Consider the following 24,299-nt stretch of genomic DNA (forward strand, 5'->3'; position numbering starts at 1 on the left):
GAACGCACGCCGCGGCCCGTCACCGTCGGCGAATATCACTACCAGCCCGCGACGAGAAAGGTCGCGGGACAGGTATCCTGATCGATCGGCGTGTGCGTCAACGACGTCGCCGATGGGAACGCTGCCAGGCGGTTCGCGCGAATCGTGAGCCAGAGCTGCGTGAGCACCGTGCGCCCGTGAGGGTCGCGACGGCATTGCAGCTGGATTGCGCGCGCATCGGCCGTCCGAAAGCCGCGTTCGAACGCCGCGACGAGGCTGTCGTGCGTCACCGTCCGGCCCGCCCGGCCGACCAGATACGTGCCGAACGAGGAGTCCGCGACGACGCGGCGCATGGCGAGCTCCGTCGTGAAAAAGCGCGTGGGGTCGAACCCGAAGCACTGCACGTGCTTGTCGTACTCGTGCCGGAGCAGGTCGGTGCGCAGGCGCGGCATCGCGTCGGCCAGCCGCGCGCGTAGCGCGGGCGAAAGCGGCGGCACCGCATTGCTGCGATGCAAGAGGTCGCAGCCCTGTGACCACCACGCGCGAACGGGCACGTGCGCGCGCACCAGCGCCTGTGGCCGCGACGGCCATAGGCCGTGCAGGCCGATCAGCGGCTCGCGCGGCTGGCCGGGAGCGCAGCTCTGCGGTTGCCGCGCGCCGGTCAGGGGAGCGTCGTCGACGCTGCACAGCCCGGGCTGCCACGTCAACGCGAAGGTGTAGTGGCCGAAGTCGCCGTGTGCCGCCGGCGTCAACGGCGTCGCGGCAACGGCGAGACCGGGCCACGCCAGCGACGCGGTCAAGGCGAGGGCGGCGAGCGCGGCCCTCACGGTAAGTAGTACATCGGGTTGGGCAGCTTGTAGGCGCGCTCCGCGTGGCCACCTTTCAAGTCGCTCCACTGGTCGCCGACCGTCTCGAGAATATGGTATCCGGCGCGTTCGATCGCGGCGCGCGTTCCGCTCTTGAACGGGACGACGGATTTGTCGTGATCGGCAACGGGACGCATGTAGAGCGCGGTGAACGCGTAGCCATCCGCCCGTAGGTTCGCCGCCGTCAACGACTTCTGCGGCGTTCGCCGGCCGGTGATGAAGAAGACCGTGACGCCCGCGCGGTGCGCGGCGCGCGTGAGCGCGAGCGTGGCGGGGATCGCCGGGAACCCGCGACGAGCCGCCGCGTTCCAGGAGGCGGCGTCGTACCCGAAGTCGTGTTCGGCCTCGTAACCGAAGGTGGACAGCGCGGTGTCGTCGATGTCCAGCACGATCGCCGGGTGGGTGACGTGCGCGGCGACGCGGCGTCGCAGGTAACCCGCGGCGTCGTGTTCGATCGTCGCCGTCTCGGCGGCGTAGGCACCGTTCGTGTAGTAGGTCTTGATCTCGGCCTTCAGCCGGCCGAGGTTCTCGAGCTGCGAGGATGCGAGCGGCGCGACGCATGTCGAAACCGGGCACGACGGTGGAACCGGAATCGTCGCTTGGGCGCGGGCCGCGGTCGACGACGCCGCGATCAGGACGAGCGCGGCAAGCCCGCGCGCGAAACCCCGCACCTAGGCCTCGTAGAGGGTGCGCAGCGCGCTGTGATCGAGCTCGCCGTCGCCGCGCGCGATGAGTTGGTCGAAGCGCTCGCGCACGAGCTTGGCGGCGACCAGGTCGAGCCCGTTCGCGTCGCCGGCTCCGGCCGCGATGTTCATGTCCTTGCGGTGCAGCTTCGACTTGAAGCCGGGGTTGAAGGCGCGGTCGATCATGCGCTGACCGTGCACCTCGAGGATCTTGCTCTGCGCGAAGCCGCCGAGCAGGGCGGCGCGCACCTTGACGGGATCGACGCCCGCCGCGGCGGCCAGCGCCAGCGCCTCGGCGACGGCCTCGATGGTCACGCCGACGACGATCTGGTTACAGGCCTTGGTCACTTGACCGGCACCGAGCGCGCCGACGTGCACGACGTTCTTGCCGAGCACCGCGAAGATCGGCTCGGCACGCGCGAACGCCTGGTCGCTGCCGCCGACCATGATCGAGAGCGTGCCCTCGATCGCGCCCTTCTCACCGCCGCTGACCGGCGCGTCGAGCGCATCGACGCCGCGTTGCGCGAGCGCCGCGGCGACGCGCGTCGTCGTCGCCGGTGCGATGGTGCTCATGTCGATCCACAGCGCACCGCGTTTGGCGCCGGCGAGCAGGCCCGACTCGCCCAGCGCGACGGCCTCGACGTCGGGCGAGTCGGGCAGCATCGTGATGAGGACGTCGCTGCGCGCGGCGACATCCTGCGGCGAGCTGCCGCCCTGCGCGCCGGCCGCGACCAGCTCGTCGAGCGGACCGCTCGAGCGGTTGAGCGCGATCAGCGGGTAGCCCGCGGCGAGGAGATTCTTCGCCATCGGCTTGCCCATGATGCCCAGGCCGATGAAACCGATGGTCGGTCGATCCGTCATGCGGCGCGGCTTCGAATCGAACCCGCGCGCGGCCTCGTGGACAGGCGAGCGACGCGACCGGGCCGCCGCGGGCAGCGGTCCGGAGACCGCCAGTCCGTTGGGCGGAACGGGGACGCGATCACGAACGCGGCCGGGCCGGGGCCTTGCGTCGCGCCGAGCTCCAACCCGCGCTGCCTAGGGACCCGCTTCCCGGCGAACGTCCGTCCCGGGATACGGCATCCCAAAACTCGCCTGTGTACGCCAGCGTACAGCGGCCGATCCGAGCCTGTCAATATGGGATACGGCATCCCGTATTGACGGGTGGAGCGGTCGTGCGCTAGGGTACCCGCATGGATGGCAGGACGCTCCAGCCCTTGCGCCGCGAGCAGCCGCTGCGGGATCGGATCCACGACCGGCTGCGGACGGCCATCCTTTCGGGCGAGTTGGCGCCCGGGACGCCGGTCATCGAGGCCGAGCTGGCGGCCCGCCTGGGCGCCAGCCGAACCCCGGTTCGCGAGGCGTTGCGACGGCTGGAGGCCGCCGGGCTGCTCGAGCCCCGCGGTCAGCGCGGCAGCGTGGTGCGGGTCCTGGCGGCCTCGGAGATCGAGGCCCTGTTCGAGATCCGCGAGGCGCTCGAGTCACTGGCCGCGCGCCGTGCGGCGCGAGCCGCCAACAACGCGGTCCTGCGGCGCGTCGAGCGCCATCTGGCCGGGATGCGCGCCGCGATCGACGATCCCAACGAGATGGAACGGCACGACACCGACTTCCACGACGCGATCGTCGCCGCCGGCGGCAGCGAGCGGCTCAAACGCATGCTCAGCGACATTCGCGAGGAGCTGATCGTCCATCGCTTTCTCTCGCTCTCCGACCCGCTGCGGCGGCGGGCGACGCTGCGCGAGCACGAGGCGATCGTCGTCGCGCTGCGCGCCGGCGACGAGGCGGCGGCGGCGGCGCGCTCGGCCGAGCACGTCGCGGCCGTGCGCGAGACGCTGCTGCAGCGTGCAGCCTTGGGCGCCGCGAGCGCGCGCGTGCGCGCATGAGCGCGACGCTCGGACCCACGACCCTGTACGAGCGGTTCGCCGCGATCGTCGGGCCGCGCAACGCCATCGTCGCGCCGACCGAGCTGCGCACCTACGAGTGCGACGGGCTGCTCGGCTATCGCGTGCGGCCCGAGATCGTCGTGCTGCCCGGCTCGACCGAGGAGGTCGTCGCCTGCGTGCGGCTGGCGCGCGCGCTCGACATGCCGATCGTGCCGCGCGGCGCCGGGACCGGTCTCTCCGGCGGCGCGCTGCCCAGCGAAGGCTGCGTCGTCATCGGGCTCTCGCGGATGAAGAAGATCCTCGAGGTCGACCTCGATGAACGCATCGCGCGCGTGCAGCCCGGCGTCATCAACCTGGACATCAGCCGCGCGCTGGCGCCGCTGGGGTATTACTACGCGCCCGATCCCAGCTCGCAGAGCGTCTGCACGATCGGCGGCAACGTCGCCGAGAACTCGGGCGGCGCGCACTGCCTCAAGTACGGCTTCACCGTCAATCACGTGCTGGGGTTGACGCTGGTGACCGGCGCCGGTGAGGTCGTGCAGATCGGCTCGGCCGACGGCGCACCCGATCCGCTCGGCTACGATCTGTGCGGCGTCGTGGTCGGCAGCGAGGGGATGACGGGAATCGTCACGGAGGTGCTGGTGCGCGTGCTGCGCACGCCCGAACGCACGCGCACGCTGTTCGCGACCTTTCCTTCCACCGACGAGGGCGGCGATGCCGTCTCGCGCATCATCGGCGCCGGCATCATCCCGGCCGCGATCGAGATGTGCGACCAGCTGGCCATCGAAGCGATCGTGCTGGCGACCGGGGTCGACTGGCCGCTCGACGTCGGCGCGCTCGTGCTGATGGACGTCGACGGGCCCGCCGCCGAGGTCGAGGAGACCGCGGCGCGTGCGCAGGAGCACCTGCGCGCGGCCGGCGCGATCGAGATCCGCACGCCCAAGGACGAGCACGAGCGCGCGCTGGCGTGGAAGGGCCGCAAGGCGGCCTTCGCCGCGATGGGCCGCATCTCGCCGAACTACTACGTCCAGGACGGCGTCATCCCGCGGCGGGCGATCGCGCCCGTGCTGCGCGAGATCGCCGCGCTCGGCGCGCAGCAAGGCCTGCGCGTCGCCAACGTCTTCCACGCCGGCGACGGCAACCTGCACCCGCTGGTGCTCTACGACGGACGCGTCGCGGGCGAGGAGCAGAAGGCCGAGCACGTCGGCGGCGAGATCTTGCGCGTCTGCTTGCGCTACGGCGGCTCGGTGACCGGCGAGCACGGCGTCGGACACGACAAGGCGTGCTACCTCGGCGAACAGTTCTCGAACGACGATCTGGACGCGATGATGGCGATTCGGACCGCCTTCGACGCCGAGCGGCGCTTCAACCCGGAGAAAGTCTTTCCGACGCCGCGGCTGTGCGGCGATCGTCCCGGCACCTACGTCCCGCACGCGGTCGAGCTGGGCGGCGAGGCGGGACGCGGATGACCGACGCGCAGATCGCGATCGCGGGCGTCGTTCCACGCCGTGTCGTCACGCCGCGCGACGTCGACGAGCTGCGCGCGCTGCTCGTCGAGCTGAACGCGGCGCGGGCCGCGTTCGCGTTCGTCGGCGGCGGCACCGAGCTCGAGCTGGGCAACGCCCCGCGCGCGCTCGACACCGTCGTGCGCACCAACGCGCTGCGGCGGGTGGTCGACTACGCGCCCGAAGACCAGACCATCACGGTCGAGGCCGGTATCACGTTCGCCGAGCTCGACGCCGTGCTGGCGGAACACGGGCAGATGCTGCCGCTCGACGTGCTCGACCGAACGCGCGCGACCGTCGGCGGTGCGCTCGCCACCAACGCCTACGGCGCGCGCCGGCAGCGCTACGGCACCGCCAAAGACTTGATCGTCGGCGTGCGCGTGGTGCGTCCCGACGGGACGCCGGCGCGCGGTGGCGGCAAGGTCGTCAAGAACGTCGCCGGCTTCGATCTCCCCAAATTGGCCGTCGGTTCGCTCGGCACGCTGTTCGGCATCGTCGAGGCGACGCTGCGCGTCTATCCGGTCCCCGCCGCGCGCACGACGTTGACCTACGCGCTGCCGGCGCGCGAGACGATCGCGGCGGCGTCGCGCGCGTTCACCGCCCAGCGCTTGGAGCCCGAGACGTTCGTCGTTCACGACGGGCGCACGCTGACGGTCGAGATGGCGGGCACCGCGGCCGGCGTCGCCGAGCAGTGCGCGGCGGCCGACGCCGCGCTGCGCGCGCTCGGCGCGACGCCGGCCGAGCCGCCCGCGGTCGACGCGCAGCCGCGCGCATGGCGCGCGCGGGCGGTGACGCCGCCGAGCCGCACGCCCGCCGGCGAGATCACCTTCCCGCTGCTCGGCGTCGCGCTGCGCGCGAGCGACGAGCCGTTCGACCTGGCCGCGATGCGCCGCGCGGCGAGCGCCGTCGTCGTCCACGCGCTGCCGCCGTCCGCGCGCGCGCAGGTCGACGTGTGGGGACCGCCGCCGCCGTCGTTCCCGCTCATGCAAGCCCTCAAGGCGAACTTCGATCCGCGCGGCCTGTGCAACCCCGGCCGCTTCGTGGGAGGGCTCTGAGGTGAGCGCGCGCGCCTACGCCGACCTGATCGCCGACTGCGTGCACTGCGGCTTCTGTCTGCCCGCCTGTCCGACGTACAACGCGTGGGGTGAGGAGATGGACTCGCCGCGCGGGCGCATCGACCTGATGCGCGGCGTCGAGGACGGTACGATCGCGCTCGACGCGCTGGTCGGCGAGCACATCGACAAGTGCCTCGGCTGCATGGCGTGCGTGACGGCGTGTCCGTCGGGCGTCCGCTACGATCTGCTGATCGAAACGGCGCGCGCGAAGGTCGAGGAGCAGGTGCCGCGCTCGCCGGGCGATCGCGCGTTCCGCTCGTTCGTGTTCGCGTTGTTCCCGTACCCCGCGCGCTTGCGCGCGCTGGCGCCGCTGCTCTGGCTGGCGGAAAAGCTCGGCGTGCGCCGGCTCGTCGCCGGCCCGCTGGGGAACGTGCTCCCGGCGCGATTGCGGCAGCTGGCGACCGTGGCACCGCCGGTGGACCTGGCCGCGACCTTCGCCGCGCTGCCGGAACGCACGCCGGCGCGCGGCGCGCAGCGCGCCAAGGTCGCGCTGGTCGCCGGCTGCGTGCAGCGCACGTTCTTCCCGGGCGTCAACGCCGCGACGGTGCGGGTGCTGGCGGCCGAAGGCTGCGAGGTCGTCGTGCCGCGCGGGCAGGGCTGCTGCGGCGCGCTCTCGCTGCACAGCGGCCGCCTCGAGGAGGCCAAGGCGTTCGCGCGCGCGCTGATCGTGCGCTTCGAGCGCGAACCGGTCGACGCGATCCTGGTCAACGCCGCCGGCTGCGGCTCCTCGCTCAAAGAGTACGGCGACCTGCTCGCGGACGAGCCGGCGTGGGCCGCGCGCGCGGCGGCGTTCGCCGCTCGGGTGCGCGACGTCAACGAGTGGTTGGCCACGCTCGAGCCGCGCGCCCCGCGCAGCCCGCTTCCGCTCCGCGTCGCGTATCACGACGCGTGCCACCTCGCCCACGCGCAGCGCGTGCGCGAGCAGCCCCGCGCGCTGCTGCGTTCGATCCCGGCGCTCGAGCTGGTCGAGATCGCCGAGGGCGATCAGTGCTGCGGTAGCGCCGGTACCTACAACCTGTTCGAGCCGGCCGCGGCGCGTGAGATCGGGTTGCGCAAAGTCGACAACGTGCAGCGCTGCGCGCCGGACCTGTTGGCGAGCGCCAACCCGGGTTGCACGCTGCAGATCGGCTCGCTGCTGGCGGAGCGCGGCGCGCACCTGCCGGCCGCGCATCCCCTCGAGATCCTCGACGCCGCGATCAACGGAACGCCGCTGCCGCGCTGAGTGAGGCCGGCCGCGGCCGGCTCACCGCTGCGGCGGGCGCCCATTGACGAAGGGGTTCGGTGCCGCGCGCGGCTGCGGTGAGGAGCCGCCGGCGGTCTTCTTCTTGCCGCTCACGCCGATCGAGCTCGTGTAGATGTCGACGTTGACGGTCGCGCTCTGACTGTTCGCGCCGGTGACGTGTACGGTGCAGGCGACGCTCGGCGCCGGCGAGACCGTCGGCGCCGCCTGCGCGGTGACCGTGATCGTCGTCGCCGCGGAGTTTGGCGCGATGTTGACGTTGCCGGGCGAGACGGTCGCCGCCGCGCCGTCGCCGCCGCAGCTCGGCTGTCCGATCGTGATGGTGCCGCTCGGACCGGTCTGCTGCACGGTGAACGTCGCCGAGCCCGGGACCTGCGTGATCTGGACGGTCGTCGGCGAGACGGTCAGCGCGCTGAAGCCCGGCGGGATCGTCGGCGTCGGCGATGCGGTCGGCGTCGGCGAGGTGACCGGGACGCCCGACGGGATCGGCGTCGGCGAGGGGCTGGCGGTCGGGACCGGCGTGGCGGTCGGCGTCGCCGTGATCGCCGGCGTCGGTGAGGCGGTCGGCGTCGCGGTGATCACCGGCGTCGGCGAGGCGGTCGGCGTCGGCGTGGCGACCGGCGTGGGCGTGGGCGTCGGCGTGCCGCGCGTCGCGTCGGCGACGATCAGCCCGGCCAGCGCGGCGCCGGCGGCGCCCAGCGCGAGCGTGGAACCGGCGATCCCGCCGGCACCCGCCCCGGCCCCGGCCCCGGCACCGGCTCCGGCGCCTGCACCGCCACCGCCGCCCGCGCCCGAACCGGACCCGGTCGGGTCGGACGGTGTCGAACCGGCCGGCGGGTTGAGGTTGCCGAACTGGTTGAAGGCCGGGTTGTTGATCAGGTTCGCGTTGGTCACTTGGAAGGTCGCGTTGAGGATCGAGTTGCCCAGAATCGTCGCGCCTTGACCGGTGACCAGGGTGAACGTCTTGGTTCCGATCTGCACGACGACGTCGCCCGGCTGACAGACGACGCATACGATCTGCGTGCCCTGCGGGCCGCTCGCGATGAAGCCTTCCGTCCCGCGTACCGCGATCTGCGAGGTCGGGGTGGTGAACGTGTAGTTCGACTGTCCGCCTTGCGGGTGCACGACCTTGAAGTGCATCGCGCCCTGCGCCAAGGTGATCTGGTTCTGTCCGGCGCCGACGGCGTTGAACGCGCCGACTTGCACGGTCGTCTTTTCGCCGATGTCGACTTGCGAGCTGTCGCGCAGCGTCAAGATCGCGGCCGAGTTGGCTTGGGTGACGGCGTACGCGTCGTCCGGCAAATCCTCGCGCGAGAACACCGGATGCAAGGTGTCGGTGAGCGTCTGCTTGTAGCCGACCGTGCCCTTGACGCGGGTCAGCTCCTTGTCACCGCTCGCTGCCCCCACGGGCGCGACCTGCCCGAACGCCGCAAAGGCGACGAGCACCGCCAGAAGGGCGGCGCTCACTTGACGAACCATGAAGGGAAGCTTCCCGATGGACCGCTTGCGACCCTATGAAGCCCTGGCTTCCGCCTGGCGTGCCGTGCGCGTTCGCGACGTTCGCGTGCGCGAGGTGGCTTGCGTGGGCGCTCCGCGCACGCTGCTGCTGGCCGAAATGGGGTCGGCCGGTGCTCCGACGATCTCGCTCTCGGCGGGCGTCCACGGTGACGAGCCGGCCGCGCCCTGGGCGCTGCTCTCGTTGGTGCGGGACGGTCTGCTCGACGCGCGGTTCGCCTACCGCATCTGGCCGTGCCTGAACCCGAGCGGGTACGTCGTGGGGACGCGGGAGAACGCGGAAGGAGACGACGTCAACCGCAGTTTTTCGCGCGGCGGCACGACGCCTGAGGCGCGCGCCGTCATCACCGCCAACCGCGACCGCCGCTTCGTGCTCACGATCGACTTGCACGAAGACTACGAAGCGCAGGGTGCGTACGTGTTCGAACCGCTGGCTCCCGGCGCGTCGCCGCGCTTCGCGCCGATGGTCGTGCGCGCGCTCGACGACGCCGGCTTGCCGGTGCAGACGCTCGACGCGAGTTTCGATCTCGGCACGCCGCCGTCCGAAGAGCCGGCGTATCGGCTCGAGCGCGGCGCGGTGATCGTCGACGCGGAGGCGGAGGCGCGTTTGTTCAAGGGGTTGCCGGCTTCGCTGTTCCACTATCGCCGCGGCACCTCGCCGTTGACGATCGAGTCGCCGCGCCCGCGTCCGTGGGAGGAGCGGATCGCGACGCATCGCGTCGCCGTCACCACGGCGCTGGCCGTGCTGGCATCCGACAAAGAGCGCTAGGCCGGAGCCGTCGCCCCCGCTCGCGAAGCGTTCCGGGTCATGGCACAGCGCGATTCCCTGGAAGTCGACGTCCTCTTCGTCGGAGGTGGTCCTGCCTCGCTCGCCGGCGCGATCCGCTTGCGGCAGCTCGCCGCGGCGGCGGGCGCCGAGATCAGCGTGATGGTGATCGAGAAGGGAGGCGAGATCGGCAACCACGGTTTCTCCGGCGCCGTCGTCGATCCGAAGGCCTTGCACGAGCTGTTTCCCGGCGAGGACATCACCGGCGGCCTCGACGTGCCGGTCTCGAGCGACGCGATGTGGTTCCTGACCAACTCGGGAAAGATCGCCGCCCCGTTCACGCCGCCGGTGCTCAACAACCACGGCAAGTACGTCACCTCACTCTCGAACCTCACCAAGTGGATGGGCGCGAAAGCCGAAGAGGGCGGCGCCGACGTGTTCCCCGCCTTCCCGGGGCAAGAGCTGTTGTGGGACGGCGATCGCGTGATCGGCGTGCGCGTCGGCGACAAAGGCGTCGCGCACGACGGCTCGCACAAGCCCAACTACGAGCCGGGCCCCGATTTGATGGCGAAGGTCGTCGTGCTCGGCGAAGGTCCGCGCGGCACGCTGACCAAGACCGCCGTCGCGCGCCTGGGTCTGGACCGCGACCGCGATCCGCAAGTCTACGCGGTCGGCATCAAGGAGCTCTGGCGCGTCCCCGGCCGGCTCGCAGCCGGCTCGGTGATCCACACGCTGGGCGCGCCGCTGTGGAACACCTTCGGCGGCGGGTGGATCTACGCGATGACCGACGACGTCATCGACATCGGTCTGGTGACCGGGCTCGACTACGCCGATCCGACGACCGATCCGCACGACAACTTCCAGCGCTACAAGCTGCACCCGGCGATTCGTCCGCTGCTCGAAGGCGGCGAGATGATCCGCTACGGCGCGAAGGCGATCCCCGAAGGCGGCCTGCACGCGATGCCGCGCTTCTACGCCGACGGCCTGTGCATCGTCGGCGACTCGGCGGGGTTCCTCAACGGCTTGCGCCTCAAGGGCATCCACCTCGCGATCAAGTCGGGCATGCTGGCCGCCGAGGCGATCTTCGACGCGCTGCAAGCCGACGACACCAGCGCCGCCAAGCTCGGCGCGTACGACCAGAAGTTCCGCGCGTCGTGGGCGTTCACCGAGCTGCACGCTGCGCGCAACTTCCACCAAGGCTTCAGCAGCGGCATTTGGGGCGGGCTGGTCAACGCGCAGCTCAGCTTGATGACCGGCGGGCGCGGGTTCGGCATCCACGACAAGCTGGCCGGCGAAGAAGGCTACGCCCGGATGAAGCCGCTCGGCCAGGTCGAGACGGTCGCCAAGAGCAAGCGCGTCGTTCCCGACGGCAAGCTGACTTTCGACAAGCTGACCGACGTCTTCAAGAGCGGCACGATGCACGACGAGGATCAGCCGCCGCACCTCCACGTCGCCGACACCAACATCTGCGCCGACCGCTGCACCGTCGAGTACGGCAACCCGTGCCAGTACTTTTGCCCGGCCAAAGTCTACGAGCCGCACTTCACCAAGGCCGACGGCGCGCCGGCCGAGGGGCGCTTGCAGATCAACTTCTCGAACTGCGTGCACTGCAAGACGTGCGACATCATGGATCCCTACCAGATCATCACCTGGGTGCCGCCGCAGGGCGGTGAGGGGCCGGTCTACACGGGGATGTGAGCGGCGCCGGTGCCTGACGTCGCGGTCGTCGGCGCCGGCCTGATCGGCTGCAGCGTCGCCTACGAGCTGGCCAAACGCGGGCTCGCGGTCACCGTCTTCGATCGCGCCGAGCCTGCGCGCGCCGCGTCGTGGGCCGGCGCGGGGATGTTGGCGCCGTTCAGCGAGGAGATGCCGGACGCGGCGATGCTGGCGTTCTGCCGCGCCGCGCTGGACGCGTATCCGGTCTTCGTCGACGAGCTGCGCGAGCGCAGCGGCGTCGACGCGCGCTTTCGGCGCGAGGGAACGCTGCACGTGGCGCTCGACGAGCCCGCGCTGGCGGCGCTGACCGCGCGCGCCGCGCGGTACCGCGCCAACGGCGGTGAGGTCGCGCTGCTCGACCGCGCCGGCGCGCACGCGCGCGAGCCGCTGCTGGCGCGCGATCTGGCCGGCGCGCTGTTCGTGGCCAACGAAGCGCAGGTCGACAACCGCCGCTTGGGCCGCGCGCTGGTCGCCGCGTGTCGCGCGCTGGGCGTGCGGTTCGAATGGGTCGAGGGCCTCGCGCTCGAGGCCGACGCGCGGCGCGTGCGCGGGCTGCGCACCGCGCACGGCTTCGCCGCGGCGCCGACGGTGGTCAACGCGGCCGGCGCCTGGGCCGGCGAGCTCGCGGGCGTCCCGCCGCCCGCGCGCGTTCCCGTGCGACCGGTCGCCGGCGAGATGCTGGCGCTGGCGGTTCCGCCGACCGCCCTGCGTGCGCTGGTCTGGCTCGGGCACCGCTATTTGGTGCCGCGCGAGGACGGCCGGCTGCTGGTCGGGGCGACGGTCGAGGAGCGCGGTTTCGACGCCCGGGTGACGGCCGCCGGGATCCGCGACCTGCTCGACGCGGCGCTCGCCGTCGCGCCGGCGCTCGGCGCGTTCGCGCTGGTCGAAACGTGGGCCGGCTTGCGGCCCGGCTCGCACGACGGCCGGCCGTACCTGGGGCGCACCGCGCTGGACGGATACCTGGTCGCGAGCGGCCACTACCGCAACGGCATCTTGCTGGCGCCCGCAACGGGCCGCGCCTTGGCTGCCTTGATCGTCGACGGCGACGAGGACCGATTGGCGCCCTTCGCGCCGACGCGCATCGTCGGGGAGGTTGCCGCGAGGGGCGCGAACGCCACCTCGTGACGATAACGGTGAACGGCGAGCCGCGCGAGGTCGCGGCCGACGCGACGGTCGACGCGCTGCTGGGCGCGCTGGGCGTCCGCCGCGACGGCACCGCCGTCGCGCTCAACGACGAAGTCGTGCCGCGCGCGCACCACGCGCGGGCGGCGCTGCGCGAAGGCGACCGGCTCGAGATCATCGTCGCCGTGGCCGGGGGATAGAGGACCAATCATGGATACCGACGCCGATCTGCTGCGGATCGGCAGCTACACGTTCCGTTCGCGCCTGCTGGTCGGGACGGGCAAGTACCCCTCGCTCGAGATCATGCAGCAGGCGCACGAGGCCAGCGGCGCGCAGGTCGTGACCGTCGCCATCCGCCGCATGCACCTCGACGAGCGCAGCGGCCGAACGCTGGTCGACTACATCGACCGCGCGCGCATGACCGTGCTGCCGAACACCGCGGGGTGCTTCACCGCCAAGGACGCGGTGCTGACGGCGAAGCTGGCGCGCGAAGCGCTCGGCACCGCGCTGATCAAGGTCGAGGTGATCGGCGACCCGCAGACGCTCTATCCCGACACCGGCGAGACGCTGGTCGCCTGCGAACAGCTGGTACGCGACGGCTTCACCGTGCTGCCGTACGTCGTCGACGATCCGATCGCGTGCAAGCGGCTCGAAGAGCTCGGCTGCGCCGCGGTCATGCCGCTGGCGGCGCCGATCGGCAGCGGCCTGGGCGTCTGCAACCCGTACTCGATCCGGCTCATCAAGGAGCGCGCGCGGGTGCCGGTCATCGTCGATGCCGGCGTCGGCACCGCCTCCGACGCGACGATCGCGATGGAGCTGGGCGTCGACGCCGTCCTGATGAACACCGGCATCGCGCTGGCGCAGGATCCGGTGCGCATGGCGCGCGCGATGAAGGCCGGCGTCGAAGCCGGCCGCGACGCGTTCCTGGCCGGCCGCATGGAACGGAAGCCGTACGCCAGCGCGTCGAGTCCGACGCGCGATCTGATCGTCACCAAAACCGGAGAGCGTCCATGACCGAGATCGGCGTCGAAGAGCTCAAGCGCCGCCGCGACGCGGGCGAGCCGCATCTGCTGCTCGACGTGCGCGAGCCCGATGAGATCGCGACCGCGTCCGTCAGTGGCGCGACGACGATTCCGATGGCGCAGGTCCCCGAGCGGCTCGGCGAGCTGCCGCACGATCTGCCGATCGTCGTCATGTGTCACGGCGGCGGCCGCAGCGGCCGCGTCACCGCGTTCCTCAACGGCAACGGTTTCCCCAACGCCGTCAACCTGGCCGGCGGGATCGACGACTGGTCGGAGCGGATCGACCCCAGCGTCCCGCGGTACTGACGGCCCGCGTTCACTGCTGGGTGTGCGCCGCCCCCGGCTGCTGCGCCAGACACGTCTGCCAGGCCGCGACCGTCAGGTCGACGTCGGCGCACCAGTACGCGGGCCAGTTGGTGTCCGTCATCGACTCCACCGGGCTGCCGGAGACGAACCACTTCTCGAAGTTGGTGCGCACGGCCGGATCGGAGACCAGCTCGTCCTGCAGCGCGTGTAGGCCGTTGGCGTCGAGCCCCGGCAGGTGGAGATCCTTGGCGTAGCTGTACTCGGCGTCCCACGTGAGCGCCGGCGGCGCACCCGAGGTGGCCAGCGTGGGCAGTCCGGCCAGCACGTAGGTCGTCGCGTCGACGATCGTCGCCTCGAAGACGCGCGCGTCGACGTAGGCCGGTGCGTTGGCGAAGATCGGGCTGATCGAGGGGATCGTCAGCAGCGGCACCGGGTGCGGACCGCCGAAGCCGACGATGCGGAAGCCGTCGGTGTGGAAGTGGCCGGTGAGAACCGTCTGCACGCCGGCCCACGGCGCGTCGATCAGGTCGGGAACCGCGCTCGTGTAGGCGGCGGCGTAGGTCGTCACCGGCGTCTTCCCTTGCAGCGATGAGTAGACGTCGATCCCGGGCGGGATGTGCGTCACGAGCCACGTCGGCGCGGCGCTCGGACGGTGCAGCGTGCGGGTGAGCCACGCCAGCTCCGCCTGCGGCGGGTTGCGGTGCGGGTCGCCGCACTGGTCGTCGTAGTTGGCCGACCACACGACGCTGTTCGGCACCACCAAACGCAGGTGCATCCCGGGCACGTCGGTGACGTAGTGGCCGGCGGCCGAGATCCCGGCGACGAAATCGTCGGCGCCGCCGTCGGCGGCGTCGGAGGCGCCGTGACGGTGCACCAGCGGCGACCACGCGGCCGCGAAGTGGGCCAAGAACGGACTGCCCGGCGCGCTCTTGTAGTCGCCGCAGTAGGAGTCGTTGTTGCCGATCGACGGAACGAACTGCGCCTCGGGGAACGTCTCGCCGAAGCGCAGCGCGAGATACGCGATCGTCTTGTCGACGAAGGCGCGATAGGCGGCGTCGGTGTGGACGTGCGCGGTTTTGTCGAACAGCGACTGGAAGCCGTGCGCGAGGAAATCGCCGTCGATGACGACGACCAGCGGCGCGGGGTCGTTCAACCGCATCGAGGTCAGCGCGGAGTCGAGCAGCGCGTCGTTGGTGTCGGTGCCGTAGCCGCTGGGCGTGCGTTGGGCCGAGCTGGTGAAGATCGCCTCCCAGCCGGCGGGCGGTGCGGCGGCGAGCTTGTCGACCAGCGTCGCGTCGGCGAACGGGTTGAAGTGGACGTCGCTGACCAGCAGCCAGCGCTGCGTGGGCGGCCCGGGCGCCGGCGTCATCCGCGTCAGCGGCGTGCCGGGACCGATCGGGACCGCCTGCGCGACCCCCAGCAGCGCCAGCGCGGCACAGAGCGCAATCCGCCGGATCACGTGCGCTCCGCCTCGACGAACCAATGGACGCGGCCGTCCGAGCCGTCGGGATGGGCCCAACTGCCGACGACGTCGTCGACCTCGACCTCCTCGAGCGAGCGCGGCCGAAAGCCGCCGCGTTCGAGCAGCTCGAGCACGCCGTGACGGTCGAAGTAGGCGTGCGGGATCCCGGCCTCCTCGCCCTCGCCCGGCGCGAAGGTCCGTTCGTCGTGCGGGATGCCCAGGCCGTAGCGCGCGTCGCGGATCGAGCCGAAGGTCAGATAGACGCGGCTGCCGGGCTTGAGGACCCGCCGCAGCTCGGCCAGTCCCTGGCGCACCTTGTCGGTCTCGCCGTGCAGGTAGGCGTGGGTCGCGAGCGCGGCGCCGTAGTTGGCGCGGCCGCCCGGCAGCTGCGTGTACGGCGTCTGGTCGGGCACGCCGACCACCTGGACACCGGCCCGTACCAGGGCCCGGTTGTTGCGCCCCGAACCGATACCTATCTCGATGACCGGGGCATCGAGAGGATGCTCGTGCAGCGCGGTGATGAGCCGCGCTGCTAGCGGATGCGGAGACTCGGTCGAAGGCGATGTCATGCGTTCGGTTCCTCTAATCCTCGTCGTGGGCGGCGACGCCCTGGCGGTGCGCGTCTGCGAGGAGCTCTGCGCGACCCAGGGGCACCGCGCCGCCTTGGTCTGGATGCACGATCACGCGCTGGCAGCCAAGCTGCAGCGCATCGATTGCGAGTACGTACCGCACGCGCCCAACGACTACGACGCGCTGGTCGTGGCCGGCGTCGGCGAGGCGACCGCGATCGTGGCGATCTCGGACGACGATCGCCTCAACTTGCAGGTCGCTCTCAAGGCTCGCGACCTGAACCCCACCATCCGCGTCGTGCTGCGGCAATTCAACCGCACCTTGGGCCGCAAGCTCGAGCAGAACCTGCCGGACTGCTCGGTGATCTCGCTGGCCTCCCACTCCGCGGCCTCGTTCGTCGGGGCCGCGCTCGACCCGTCGTGCTTCTATGCGCTGCAATTCCCGGATGCGGGCGGCGTGCAGGCCGGATTCGCCGAGCGCACGGCCGCCGAGCTGGGCGTGGTCGGGCTGGCGGTCCGCGAGGCGCAGGCGAAACTACGCCTGCGCGTGATCGCCAGCGCCGGGCTGCCGATCAGCGATTCGACGTTGCCGCTGGGACCCGACGATCGGCTGGTCGTGTTCGCGAAGGTCGATCAGCTCGCCGCCGGCAGCGTGTCCCGCCACGTCGTGCGCACCGAGCGGCGTCACAACCACCTGCGGCGGCTGCAAGTCGCGTTCACGAAGCGGCTCGCGTCGGCGCGCCGCATCGACCCGGTCCTGCGGCGGCTGGTGTTCGGGCTGGGCGCTTTCGTGGTGCTCGCGATCTTGTATTTCGGCGTCGCGCTGCAACTCGACCCCGTCACGGCCGTCTATTTCGTCGCGACGACGTTGACGGCCACCGGCTACGGCGACATCACGCCGCTGGGCCACGGCGGCGTCGCGATGCTGGCCTCGAACGTCGTGATGATCGGCGGCCTGGTCGCCAGCGGCATCTTCATCGCCTTCCTCAGCTCCGCGCTCACGCAGGCACAGTTCACCGCGCTGCAAGGCTTGCGGCAGATCCACACCCACGGGCACGTGCTCGTCTGCGGCGTCGGCAACGTCGGGCAGAGCGTCGTCGAGTATCTGCTCACGCTCGGCCACAAGGTCGTCGTCATCGACACGCACCCCGACGCCGCGATCGTCGAAGCGTCCCGCGCGCGGCGCATCGAGCTGATGACCGCCGACGCGACGCGCGACGCGACCTTGGCGCTGTGCAACCTCGGCGCGGCGCGCGCGGTGATCGCCGTCACCGAGTCGGATACCGCCAACCTCGAGGTCGCGCTGGGCGTACACGGCCGCAACCCGCAGATCCCGGTCGTGATGCGCGTCCAGGACGACGCCTTCGCAGTTTCGATAGCGAGCCAGTTCGACGCGATCCAGACCTTCTCGACGACCAGCCTGGCCGCGCCCGTCTTCGCGATGCTCTCGCGCTTTCCGGGGACGCGCGGCCGGATCGCCTTCGGCGAGGACACCTACAACGTGGGGGAGCGCCAGCAGGGAGAGGTGCCGCAACCCCCTCCGGCGGACCTGTGCATACCCCTCGGCGTCTGGCGGCGAGGCTCGTTCCTCTTCATCGACTCCTTTGCCGAGATGGAGCCCTACGACCGGCTTCTGTTCTTGGTCCCGATGTCACAATTCAAACCGCCGGCGGGGACTCGCGAGTCCTTGGCGGCAACCAACACATAGCCATCAGGAGGCGCGTTGCTCGAAGCGGGTGCGAAGGTGCCGGACGTGGGCGCCAGCGATCAAGACGGACACCAGATCCAGCTGCGCGGCTTTGCCGGTAAGAAGCTGGTGGTCTACTTCTATCCCAAAGCCGACACGCCGGGCTGCACCGCCGAGACCCAGGCCTTCCGCGACCAGAAGGCCGCGCTCGCCAAGGCCGGCGCCGCCATCGTCGGTGTGAGTCGGGACACCGTCGAGGCGCAAAAGAAGTTTGCCACCAAGTACGAGGTGAACTTTCCTCTGTTGGCCGACACGACGTCCGCCATCTGCGATGCCTTTGGGGTCATCGTCGAAAAAAACATGTACGGAAAGAAGAGCATCGGCATCCAGCGTTCGACCTTTCTGATCGGCCCCGACGGGACGATCGTGAAAGTGTGGCCGCGCGTGTCCGTCGAGGGCCACGCCAAGGCCGTGCTCGAGGCGGTCCGATCGCTCTAACGGCGACGGCTCGACTGACCATCGCGGGTTCGAGTGCCTCGATCCCGCGGCCGGATCGCGCCTGTAGCTCGTATTTGGTCGACGACGGTGAGACCCCGATCGTCTTGGATCTCGGTACCGGCGCGCTCGCGAACCTGCGCCGCTACGCCGACTACGACCGGCTCAGCGCCGTCGTGATCAGCCACATGCACGCCGACCACTTCATCGACCTGATCCCGCTCCGCTACGCGCTGCGCTACGGCTCTCGCCGCCGCACCTCCAAGCTGCCGGTGCACTTGCCGCCGGGCGGCACCGCGATGCTGCGCACGCTGGTCTCGGCCTTCGCCAGCGAAGGCGGAGAGTTCCTCAGCGATGTCTTCGACCTGCGCGAATACGACCCGTCGGCTGTGCTGCGCATCGACGGCGCAACGCTGCGCTTCGCCCACACCGCTCACTATATCCCCGCCTTCGCCGTGCGCTGGGAACGTGACGGCGCCAGCGTCACCTACTCCGCCGACACCGCGCCCGACGAACGCGTGGTGGAGCTGGCCCGCGAGAGCGACGTGTTTCTGTGCGAAGCGACCCTGCGCCACGGCGAATGCGAGGCCGGGATGCGTGGTCACTCCACCGCGGTCGACGCCGCCGAGATGGCGCGGGCCGCGGGCGTCCGCCGGCTCGTGCTCACCCACTACGGCGAAGAATCCACCGCGATGGATCTCGACGAGTCCGCCCGTGAGATCTTCGCCGGCGACATCATCGTCGCCGACGACCACCGCGTGCTCGATCTGTAGCCCGTAGCGCTTCGCGGGTGCGGTGGGCGGCAGACGCTGCGCTGCCGGGGACGCTCCCTGCGCGCATCCTGCGCTGCGGTCGCTCCGCGCTTCGTCGCTCTCGGCCTTCCGGGCCTTCGCGACGACGCGAGGCCCCGGCAGCGCACCGTCTGCCGCCCACCGCACGGCCATGGATAGCGCTCGGACTAGGCGTCTTCGATCGAAACGACCTGGTCGATTACAATGAGCAATGAACCGCTGATCTTCTCGTCCGCACCCACGGTCGACAGGTTGGCCCATCGTGAACCTGTGCGAGGGGAATTGAGAAGAGCCCAAACGTCGTCACGGCTGCGCTGATCGACACTGACGACACGACCGCTCGTGAGCTCGATCTTGTGCTTGTTCATGCGACGTGCTCCTATGGTTGCCTTGCTCGTCCCTGTGGAGCACGGTTGTCGACCATGTACGAGCTTGGCTGCCGCTATGATCTAGAATCGAGACCTTCGGCGAGCTTTCGCGGGCGGTTGGTGCGCGGTGCGTTGACGGGGCGTCGCGGAGCGGCGTGAGCCCGGAGGGCGGTAGGCGCGGAGCGCAGAGCGACGGAGCGCTGGATGCGCGTAGGGAGCGGCCCCGCCAACGCACCGCGCACCAACCGCTGCCACGACGGTTAGTTCTCGGTTTTTGCGTCGCTTCTCGGGAGCGAGAACTGGATCAGCGAGTTGACGGGGGCGAGGCCGCGCGCGACGACCGCGTAGGGTGTTACCTTGAGGTTCAGTTCTTCGAGGCGCGCGCGCGCCGCCAGCAGGTCGCGGCCGGTGGTGACGACGTCTTCGAGCAGCAGCACGTGTTGGCCGGCGCTGAACGGGCCTTCGACGTATTCGTCGGCGAAGGCGCCGTATTGTTTGGGGGTCTTGCGGACGACGATCATCGGCAGCCCGGTCATCTGCGAGACGGCCGTGGCGATGATCACGCCCCCGAGCTCGGTTCCGCCGATGACGTGCGGGCTGATGTCGGAGACGATCGGCGTGAACATACGAGCGATGCGCCGCAGCACGTGCGGGTCGCTGAAGAGGCGGAACTTGTCGATGTAGTAGTCGCTGCGCGCGCCGCCGGCGAGCAGATAGTCGCCGCGCGTCAGCGCGCGCTCCACGATGATGTTCTTGAGCCAGCGCAGCTCCGGGATGCGAGCGATCGGGCTCAGCGGCTCGTCGAACATGGGGCTTCCTTCGTCAGGCTCGATCCCGCTAGATCGACCACTGCCAGGCGTTCCACGACTCGTTGATCGGATTGGGATCGAAGCCTTGGAACGCGGGGTTGATGGCCTGCGGGAACACGGCGAACCAGAGGTAGTCGGTGGGCTGGTCGCTGGCGATCAGCTCCTGGATCTTGTCGTAGGCTGCCTTCCGCGGTCCCTCGTCGTACGAGGCGAGCGCAGCGCGCTGGTCGGCATCCATCTCTTTGGAGCAGTAGTGGGTGTAGTTGGTGCCGGTCGGAGGCGTTTGATCGCACGCGTACAGCGAGTGATCGTCCGGGTCGATGCCCGCCACCCAGCCGGAGACGGCGAGATCGTACTTGGCGGTGCTGAGGATTCCGCCCTGGCCGTAGGTGGCGAAGAAGAGGTTCCCCGGATAGCTCTTGACCTGCACGTCGATCCCCGCGTCGTGCAGGTTCGACTGGATCTCGACCGCGGCCAAGCGGCGCGTCGCGTTCTCGCTGTTGTACGAGACCTGCAGCGAGAGAGGCTTGCCGCCCTTGCGCATGATGCCGTCGGCGCCCGGCGTCCAGCCGTCCTGCTCCAGCAGCTGCTTGGCTTTGGCGGCGCTGTACGGATACTGGGTGACGTGCGGATTGTACGCCCACGAGTACGCCGGCTGATCCGACCACGCGATCGAGGCCGAGCCGCCGGTGAACTTGTCGACCAGCGCGGCTTTGTCGATCGCGTAGGCGATCGCGCGGCGCACCTGCACGTCGTTGAGCGGCGGACGCGTCGTGTTCATCAGCATCCACAGCGCCTGCGGGCTCCGGTCGAGCACGACCTTGACGCCCGGCATCGTCTTGAGCGTGGTGTAGAGATTCGGCGAGGGCTCGAGCATGAAGTCGACGTCGTGCGAGCGCAGCGCGTTCATCTCGGTGTTCTCGTCGGGGATCATGCGTACGATGATGCTTTTGAGCTTCGGTGCGCCCCGCCAGTAGTCGGGGTTGGCGACCAGCTCGATGTGATCGCCGCGCACCCAGCGCGCGACCTTGAACGGTCCCGTCCCGATCGGCTGCTCGTTGAACGGGATGCGGTTGAGGTCGTGGAACTTTCCCAGGATGTGCTCGGGAACGATGCAGATCGGGTTGTCGCTCTCGGCGAAGATCGTGTTGACGAACGGCGCGAACTTCTGCTTGAGGTGGAAGACGACGACGTCGTCGCTGGGCGTGTCGACCGACTTGATGTCCGCGTAGCCGACCGTCGTGTTGACGTTGTTGTTCGGGTTCACCATCGCTTGCCAGGAGAACTTGACGTCCTTGCTGGTGAACGGCACGCCGTCTTGCCACTTGACGCCGTGGCGCAGATGGTAGGTGATCGTCAACCCGTCTTTGCTGATGCCGCCGTTTTGCGTCGTCGGAACGTCCGTCGCCAAGTCCGGCACGAGCGTTTTGCCGTCGCCCGCGACCTCGATCAAGTTGTCGAAGCTCAGCCGGTTGACGAATCCTTCGATGGTGAACGCGGAGAGAATCGGGTTGAGGCTATTGGGCTCGCGTTGGACCGCGACGCGCAGCTCGCCGGGGACCGTCCCGGCGTTCGGCGCCGTGGTGCCGCCGGCAGTCTGATCGCCGACCTTGGTGCACGCACCCAGAGCCAGCGCGCACGCGAGCGCGCCGATCGTGAGTCTTCGCAAAACCGATTCCTCCTAACGGCGCTTCGAGGCCGTCTTCTTGACCGTTTTCTTCGCGGGCGCGCCCCTGCGGACGGACGCGCTCCGCGCCGGAGCCGACTTCGCGCTGGCCTTCTTTCCGGAGGCCGGGCGCGCCGGCGCCTTCTTGGCGGCGGTCTTCTTGGCGACCGCCTTTTTTGCGGCCGGCTTGGGAGCCGCACGCTTGGGTGCCGGCTTCGCGGCCGGTTTGGCCGGCCGTGAGCCGGCGGGCTTGCTGCCCGCCTTCTTGGCCGCCGGCTTGGGCGCCGCGCGCTTGGGGGCCGGCTTGGCGGACTTTTTCGCGCTCGGCTTGGCGACCGGCTTCGCCGGAGCCGCCTTGACGGACGTCTTCTTGGCCGGCGCCGCCTTGGCGGCGATGGGCTTGGCCGCGGGCTTGGCGGGCGCGGGCTTCGCGGGCGCGGGCTTCGCGGGCGCCGCTTTGGCGGGCATCGGTTTGGGCGCGGGGGCCTTGGCGGGCGCCTGCGGCTTGCGCGCCGGGGCCGCCGGCGAGGGACTCACCGGCGCCGGACTCGGGGCTGCCTGCTCGGCGGCCGGCGGAGCGGGGGCGGTGCTGCCGTTCGCGTGCGGGGGTGCGGCGGGGCGCGCCTCGGCGACCGGTTCGACCGCGGGGGCGACGGCTTCGGGCGCCGGCCCCGGCGCGGCGGCAACGGCCGGTTCGGCGGGGCGGGCGGGGCGCTTGGGTCGCCGTGGCGCGGGCCGGACCGGTTCTTCGGTCGACGCGGTGCCGTTGGCGGCGGCGGGCGCGGCCTCGGCGGGGACAGCGGGTTCGGGTGCGGCCTGCTCGGCACGCACGGGGGCGGGCGCGCGTTCGACCGGCGCCTTGGCGCGCTTGGGCGGTCCCGCCTCGACCGGCGGTGGCGGCGGCGGCTCGGGGACCGGCGCGGGCTCGGGTTCGGGCTCGCGGACGACGCGCAGCGCGACGCGCCGCAGCAGACCACCGATCGGGAAGACCAGCTCGTTGATCTCCAGCTCGTCGAGCACGTCGAGGACGATCTCGAAGGCGCCGCCCTGGTCGCGCGGCGAGTGGGCGTCCGAACCGATCGCGATGCCGACGCCGCGGTCGCGCGCTTTGCGCAACAGCCGCTTGTTGGCCTCGAGGTAGCGCGCCTTGTCCTCGTCGGAGTGCTCGCGGTACAGGAAGCGCGTGTTGAACTCGACCGCCATTCCGCGTGCGCCGGCGGCGGCCAGCATGCGGTCCTCGTACTCTTCGAGCTTCGCCTGCTCGGGCCAATGGCCGAACACCGCCGGCACGTAGAAGTGGCCGACGATGTGGCCGGGCAGCCGTTCGATCGCGTCGATCAGCGCGGCGACGTACAGCTCCCAGGTCTGGTCGGTGCCGACGACGTCGAAGAACTCCTGGAACTCCGGGTTGTCGAACGGCCAGCTCCAGTTCTCGCCGTGCACCGGGTGCGTGATCGGCAAGAAGTGGACCGAGCGAATCATCGCGTCGGGGCGCATCGCTTCGACGATGTTCTGCGCGTCGGGGCGCGAGCGCGGGTCGTTGTCGACCTCGGCGCCGATCGAGAAGCGCATGCCGCGGCGCAAGCCCTCGCTGACGACCGCAGCGTGACCGACGTCGACGCCGGCCGTCTCGGCCGCGCCGTAGAGATCGCCGGCCTGCGCCAGCTTGAGCGCGCGCCGCACGAGATTGACCGACGCCGGATCTTCGAACGTCAGGTAGTTCATGTGGTCCGCGACCATCAGGAAGCGCGGATACCCGCGCCGGCACGCGTGATAGAACCACAGGAACAGCATCCGCGCGGTCAGCGGGAGCGGGCGTTCCTCGGCGTACGGCTTGTGTTCGCCTTTGCAGTGACCGTGGACGTCGGGAATCGCGTACAGGCGCGGGTCGTCGCGCTCGGTGTTATCGTTCAACTTCTCGGAGTCCGCGGGGAATCCACATCTTGTCGCCGGCTTTCTTGGCCGGCTGCGCGGGCCGCGCGTCGAGCCAGCTGAGCGTCGTTTCGATCGCCGACTCGAGCGCCTTGCGCATCAGATCGAGCGTCATCGAGGGCGTCCGCTCCGCACCCTGCTCGATCGCTTGCGCCGGCAGCGCGGGGACGTGGATGAAGCCGGTCGCCACCGGCGGCGAAGCGTTCGCGGTCAGCGCGAGCGCTTCGTAGAGCATCTGGTTGCACAAGAACGTGCCCGCCGAGTTCGAGACGTAGCCGGGGACGCCGACGGCGTGCCAGGCGGTGACGATCTCCGTCAGCGGCAGGGTGGCCAGCCGGGCGTCGGGCCCGCCGCGCTGGATGGGGTCGTTCTTGCGCATCGTCCCGACGGCGTCGGGGATCTCGAAGTCCAGCACGTTGAGGGCGGCCCGCTCGACGGCAATCCCGGCGCGGCCGGGCGCGTAGCCGCAGGCCAGCACCAAAGCCGGTTGCGTCTCGGCCAGCGCGGCTTCCAGCCGGTCGCGCAGGGTGCGCGTCTCGGAGGGAAACACTCGCGTGGCCAGCGTGTACCCGGCGAGGGTACGGCCTTCGAAGCTGCGGACGAGCAGCTCGCTGGGGTTGACCGTGTGGGGGCCGAACGGTTCGAAGCCGGTCAGTAAAACGTGCCGGGACACGAAACGAAAGTTTTCTGCGAAATCCGTGAAGGACCTGCGGCGCTCGGTCGCTCCCTCCGCTGGGCCGAAAAAAAGCCGCCCGTTGCCGGGCGGCCGAGAGGGGTTTTCTTCGGTTTGAGGTCGGCTACGGCG

At 70.6% G+C, this 24,299-nt stretch carries 24 protein-coding genes; 13 read left to right on the plus strand and 11 right to left on the minus strand.

Annotated features, from left to right (window positions below):
• Positions 1-38: 38 nt before the first annotated feature.
• From VMD91_14345 to VMD91_14355, 3 genes are read right to left on the minus strand one after another with little or no spacing between them, the layout of a single operon-like run.
• Complete coding sequence (locus VMD91_14345; GenBank protein HTW85246.1) at positions 39-806, minus strand: hypothetical protein; 768 nt, start codon at positions 804-806, stop codon at positions 39-41.
• Entirely contained in the window at positions 803-1,516 is a 714-nt protein-coding gene (locus VMD91_14350) for an HAD family acid phosphatase (GenBank protein ID HTW85247.1), read from the minus strand. The genes VMD91_14345 and VMD91_14350 overlap by 4 nt, the downstream gene beginning before the upstream one ends.
• The gene (locus tag VMD91_14355; protein HTW85248.1) at positions 1,517-2,389 is read right to left on the minus strand and encodes a 2-hydroxy-3-oxopropionate reductase; all 873 of its coding nucleotides are present in this window, start codon (positions 2,387-2,389) and stop codon (positions 1,517-1,519) included.
• Between the two features lie 329 nt (positions 2,390-2,718).
• On the opposite strand from VMD91_14355, the gene VMD91_14360 reads away from it, so the two are divergent.
• The 4 genes from VMD91_14360 to VMD91_14375 are packed head-to-tail and all read left to right on the plus strand — an operon-like array spanning position 2,719 to position 7,250.
• Positions 2,719-3,408, plus strand: a complete 690-nt coding sequence (locus VMD91_14360) for a GntR family transcriptional regulator (protein ID HTW85249.1) — start codon at positions 2,719-2,721, stop codon at positions 3,406-3,408.
• Positions 3,405-4,877: an FAD-linked oxidase C-terminal domain-containing protein gene (locus VMD91_14365; GenBank protein HTW85250.1), complete on the plus strand. Its 1,473-nt coding sequence runs from the start codon at positions 3,405-3,407 to the stop codon at positions 4,875-4,877. The genes VMD91_14360 and VMD91_14365 overlap by 4 nt, the downstream gene beginning before the upstream one ends.
• Positions 4,874-5,968 carry an FAD-binding protein gene (locus VMD91_14370; protein ID HTW85251.1) on the plus strand — a complete coding sequence of 365 codons (1,095 nt, stop codon included), beginning with the start codon at positions 4,874-4,876 and terminating at the stop codon, positions 5,966-5,968. Before VMD91_14365 ends, VMD91_14370 begins: the two co-directional genes overlap by 4 nt.
• Position 5,969: 1 nt before the next feature.
• Entirely contained in the window at positions 5,970-7,250 is a 1,281-nt protein-coding gene (locus VMD91_14375) for a heterodisulfide reductase-related iron-sulfur binding cluster (protein HTW85252.1), read from the plus strand.
• Positions 7,251-7,271: 21 nt separating this feature from the next.
• On the opposite strand, the gene VMD91_14380 is transcribed toward VMD91_14375, so the two are convergent.
• Complete coding sequence (locus VMD91_14380; protein ID HTW85253.1) at positions 7,272-8,747, minus strand: FecR domain-containing protein; 1,476 nt, start codon at positions 8,745-8,747, stop codon at positions 7,272-7,274.
• Between the two features lie 103 nt (positions 8,748-8,850).
• On the opposite strand from VMD91_14380, the gene VMD91_14385 reads away from it, so the two are divergent.
• Genes VMD91_14385 through VMD91_14410 form a run of 6 tightly spaced genes read left to right on the plus strand, consistent with a single transcriptional unit; the run spans position 8,851 to position 13,715 of the window.
• Positions 8,851-9,552 (plus strand): succinylglutamate desuccinylase/aspartoacylase family protein, encoded by a 702-nt coding sequence (locus VMD91_14385; GenBank protein HTW85254.1) that lies wholly within the window; start codon positions 8,851-8,853, stop codon positions 9,550-9,552.
• A gap of 39 nt (positions 9,553-9,591) precedes the next feature.
• Positions 9,592-11,247, plus strand: coding sequence for an electron transfer flavoprotein-ubiquinone oxidoreductase (locus VMD91_14390; protein HTW85255.1), 1,656 nt, complete (start codon positions 9,592-9,594; stop codon positions 11,245-11,247).
• Positions 11,248-11,256: 9 nt separating this feature from the next.
• Positions 11,257-12,390: a glycine oxidase ThiO gene (thiO, locus tag VMD91_14395; GenBank protein ID HTW85256.1), complete on the plus strand. Its 1,134-nt coding sequence runs from the start codon at positions 11,257-11,259 to the stop codon at positions 12,388-12,390.
• The gene (gene thiS, locus VMD91_14400) at positions 12,387-12,587 is read left to right on the plus strand and encodes a sulfur carrier protein ThiS (protein HTW85257.1); all 201 of its coding nucleotides are present in this window, start codon (positions 12,387-12,389) and stop codon (positions 12,585-12,587) included. The genes thiO and thiS overlap by 4 nt, the downstream gene beginning before the upstream one ends.
• 10 nt (positions 12,588-12,597) lie before the next feature.
• Entirely contained in the window at positions 12,598-13,401 is an 804-nt protein-coding gene (locus tag VMD91_14405) for a thiazole synthase (protein ID HTW85258.1), read from the plus strand.
• Complete coding sequence (locus VMD91_14410) at positions 13,398-13,715, plus strand: rhodanese-like domain-containing protein (GenBank protein ID HTW85259.1); 318 nt, start codon at positions 13,398-13,400, stop codon at positions 13,713-13,715. The genes VMD91_14405 and VMD91_14410 overlap by 4 nt, the downstream gene beginning before the upstream one ends.
• Before the next feature lie 10 nt (positions 13,716-13,725).
• Here VMD91_14410 and VMD91_14415 read toward each other — a convergent pair whose 3' ends face one another.
• Together VMD91_14415 and VMD91_14420 are read right to left on the minus strand one after the other, a co-directional pair.
• Entirely contained in the window at positions 13,726-15,174 is a 1,449-nt protein-coding gene (locus tag VMD91_14415) for a metallophosphoesterase (GenBank protein ID HTW85260.1), read from the minus strand.
• Complete coding sequence (locus tag VMD91_14420) at positions 15,171-15,746, minus strand: hypothetical protein (GenBank protein ID HTW85261.1); 576 nt, start codon at positions 15,744-15,746, stop codon at positions 15,171-15,173. The genes VMD91_14415 and VMD91_14420 overlap by 4 nt, the downstream gene beginning before the upstream one ends.
• Here VMD91_14420 and VMD91_14425 point away from each other — a divergent pair.
• The 3 genes from VMD91_14425 to VMD91_14435 are packed head-to-tail and all read left to right on the plus strand — an operon-like array spanning position 15,745 to position 18,701.
• Positions 15,745-17,454 carry an NAD-binding protein gene (locus VMD91_14425; protein ID HTW85262.1) on the plus strand — a complete coding sequence of 570 codons (1,710 nt, stop codon included), beginning with the start codon at positions 15,745-15,747 and terminating at the stop codon, positions 17,452-17,454. The genes VMD91_14420 and VMD91_14425 overlap by 2 nt on opposite strands.
• A gap of 15 nt (positions 17,455-17,469) precedes the next feature.
• Positions 17,470-17,931, plus strand: coding sequence for a thioredoxin-dependent thiol peroxidase (bcp, locus tag VMD91_14430; protein ID HTW85263.1), 462 nt, complete (start codon positions 17,470-17,472; stop codon positions 17,929-17,931).
• On the plus strand, positions 17,868-18,701 hold the full coding sequence (locus VMD91_14435) for an MBL fold metallo-hydrolase (GenBank protein HTW85264.1): 834 nt from the start codon (positions 17,868-17,870) through the stop codon (positions 18,699-18,701). Before bcp ends, VMD91_14435 begins: the two co-directional genes overlap by 64 nt.
• A 185-nt stretch (positions 18,702-18,886) precedes the next feature.
• Here the strand turns inward: VMD91_14435 and VMD91_14440 are convergent, their stop codons facing one another.
• From VMD91_14440 to VMD91_14460, 5 genes are all read right to left on the minus strand, one after another.
• The gene (locus VMD91_14440) at positions 18,887-19,087 is read right to left on the minus strand and encodes a hypothetical protein (protein HTW85265.1); all 201 of its coding nucleotides are present in this window, start codon (positions 19,085-19,087) and stop codon (positions 18,887-18,889) included.
• Positions 19,088-19,347: 260 nt separating this feature from the next.
• Positions 19,348-19,896 carry a phosphoribosyltransferase family protein gene (locus VMD91_14445; protein HTW85266.1) on the minus strand — a complete coding sequence of 183 codons (549 nt, stop codon included), beginning with the start codon at positions 19,894-19,896 and terminating at the stop codon, positions 19,348-19,350.
• Between the two features lie 28 nt (positions 19,897-19,924).
• Entirely contained in the window at positions 19,925-21,565 is a 1,641-nt protein-coding gene (locus VMD91_14450; GenBank protein ID HTW85267.1) for a peptide ABC transporter substrate-binding protein, read from the minus strand.
• Between the two features lie 12 nt (positions 21,566-21,577).
• Positions 21,578-23,476: a hypothetical protein gene (locus tag VMD91_14455; GenBank protein HTW85268.1), complete on the minus strand. Its 1,899-nt coding sequence runs from the start codon at positions 23,474-23,476 to the stop codon at positions 21,578-21,580.
• Positions 23,466-24,167 (minus strand): hypothetical protein, encoded by a 702-nt coding sequence (locus VMD91_14460; GenBank protein ID HTW85269.1) that lies wholly within the window; start codon positions 24,165-24,167, stop codon positions 23,466-23,468. Before VMD91_14460 ends, VMD91_14455 begins: the two co-directional genes overlap by 11 nt.
• Positions 24,168-24,299 lie beyond the last annotated feature (132 nt).

Origin of the sequence: Candidatus Sulfotelmatobacter sp., from assembly GCA_035504415.1 — a bacterium.
Classification (GTDB): Bacteria; Vulcanimicrobiota; Vulcanimicrobiia; order Vulcanimicrobiales; family Vulcanimicrobiaceae; genus Vulcanimicrobium.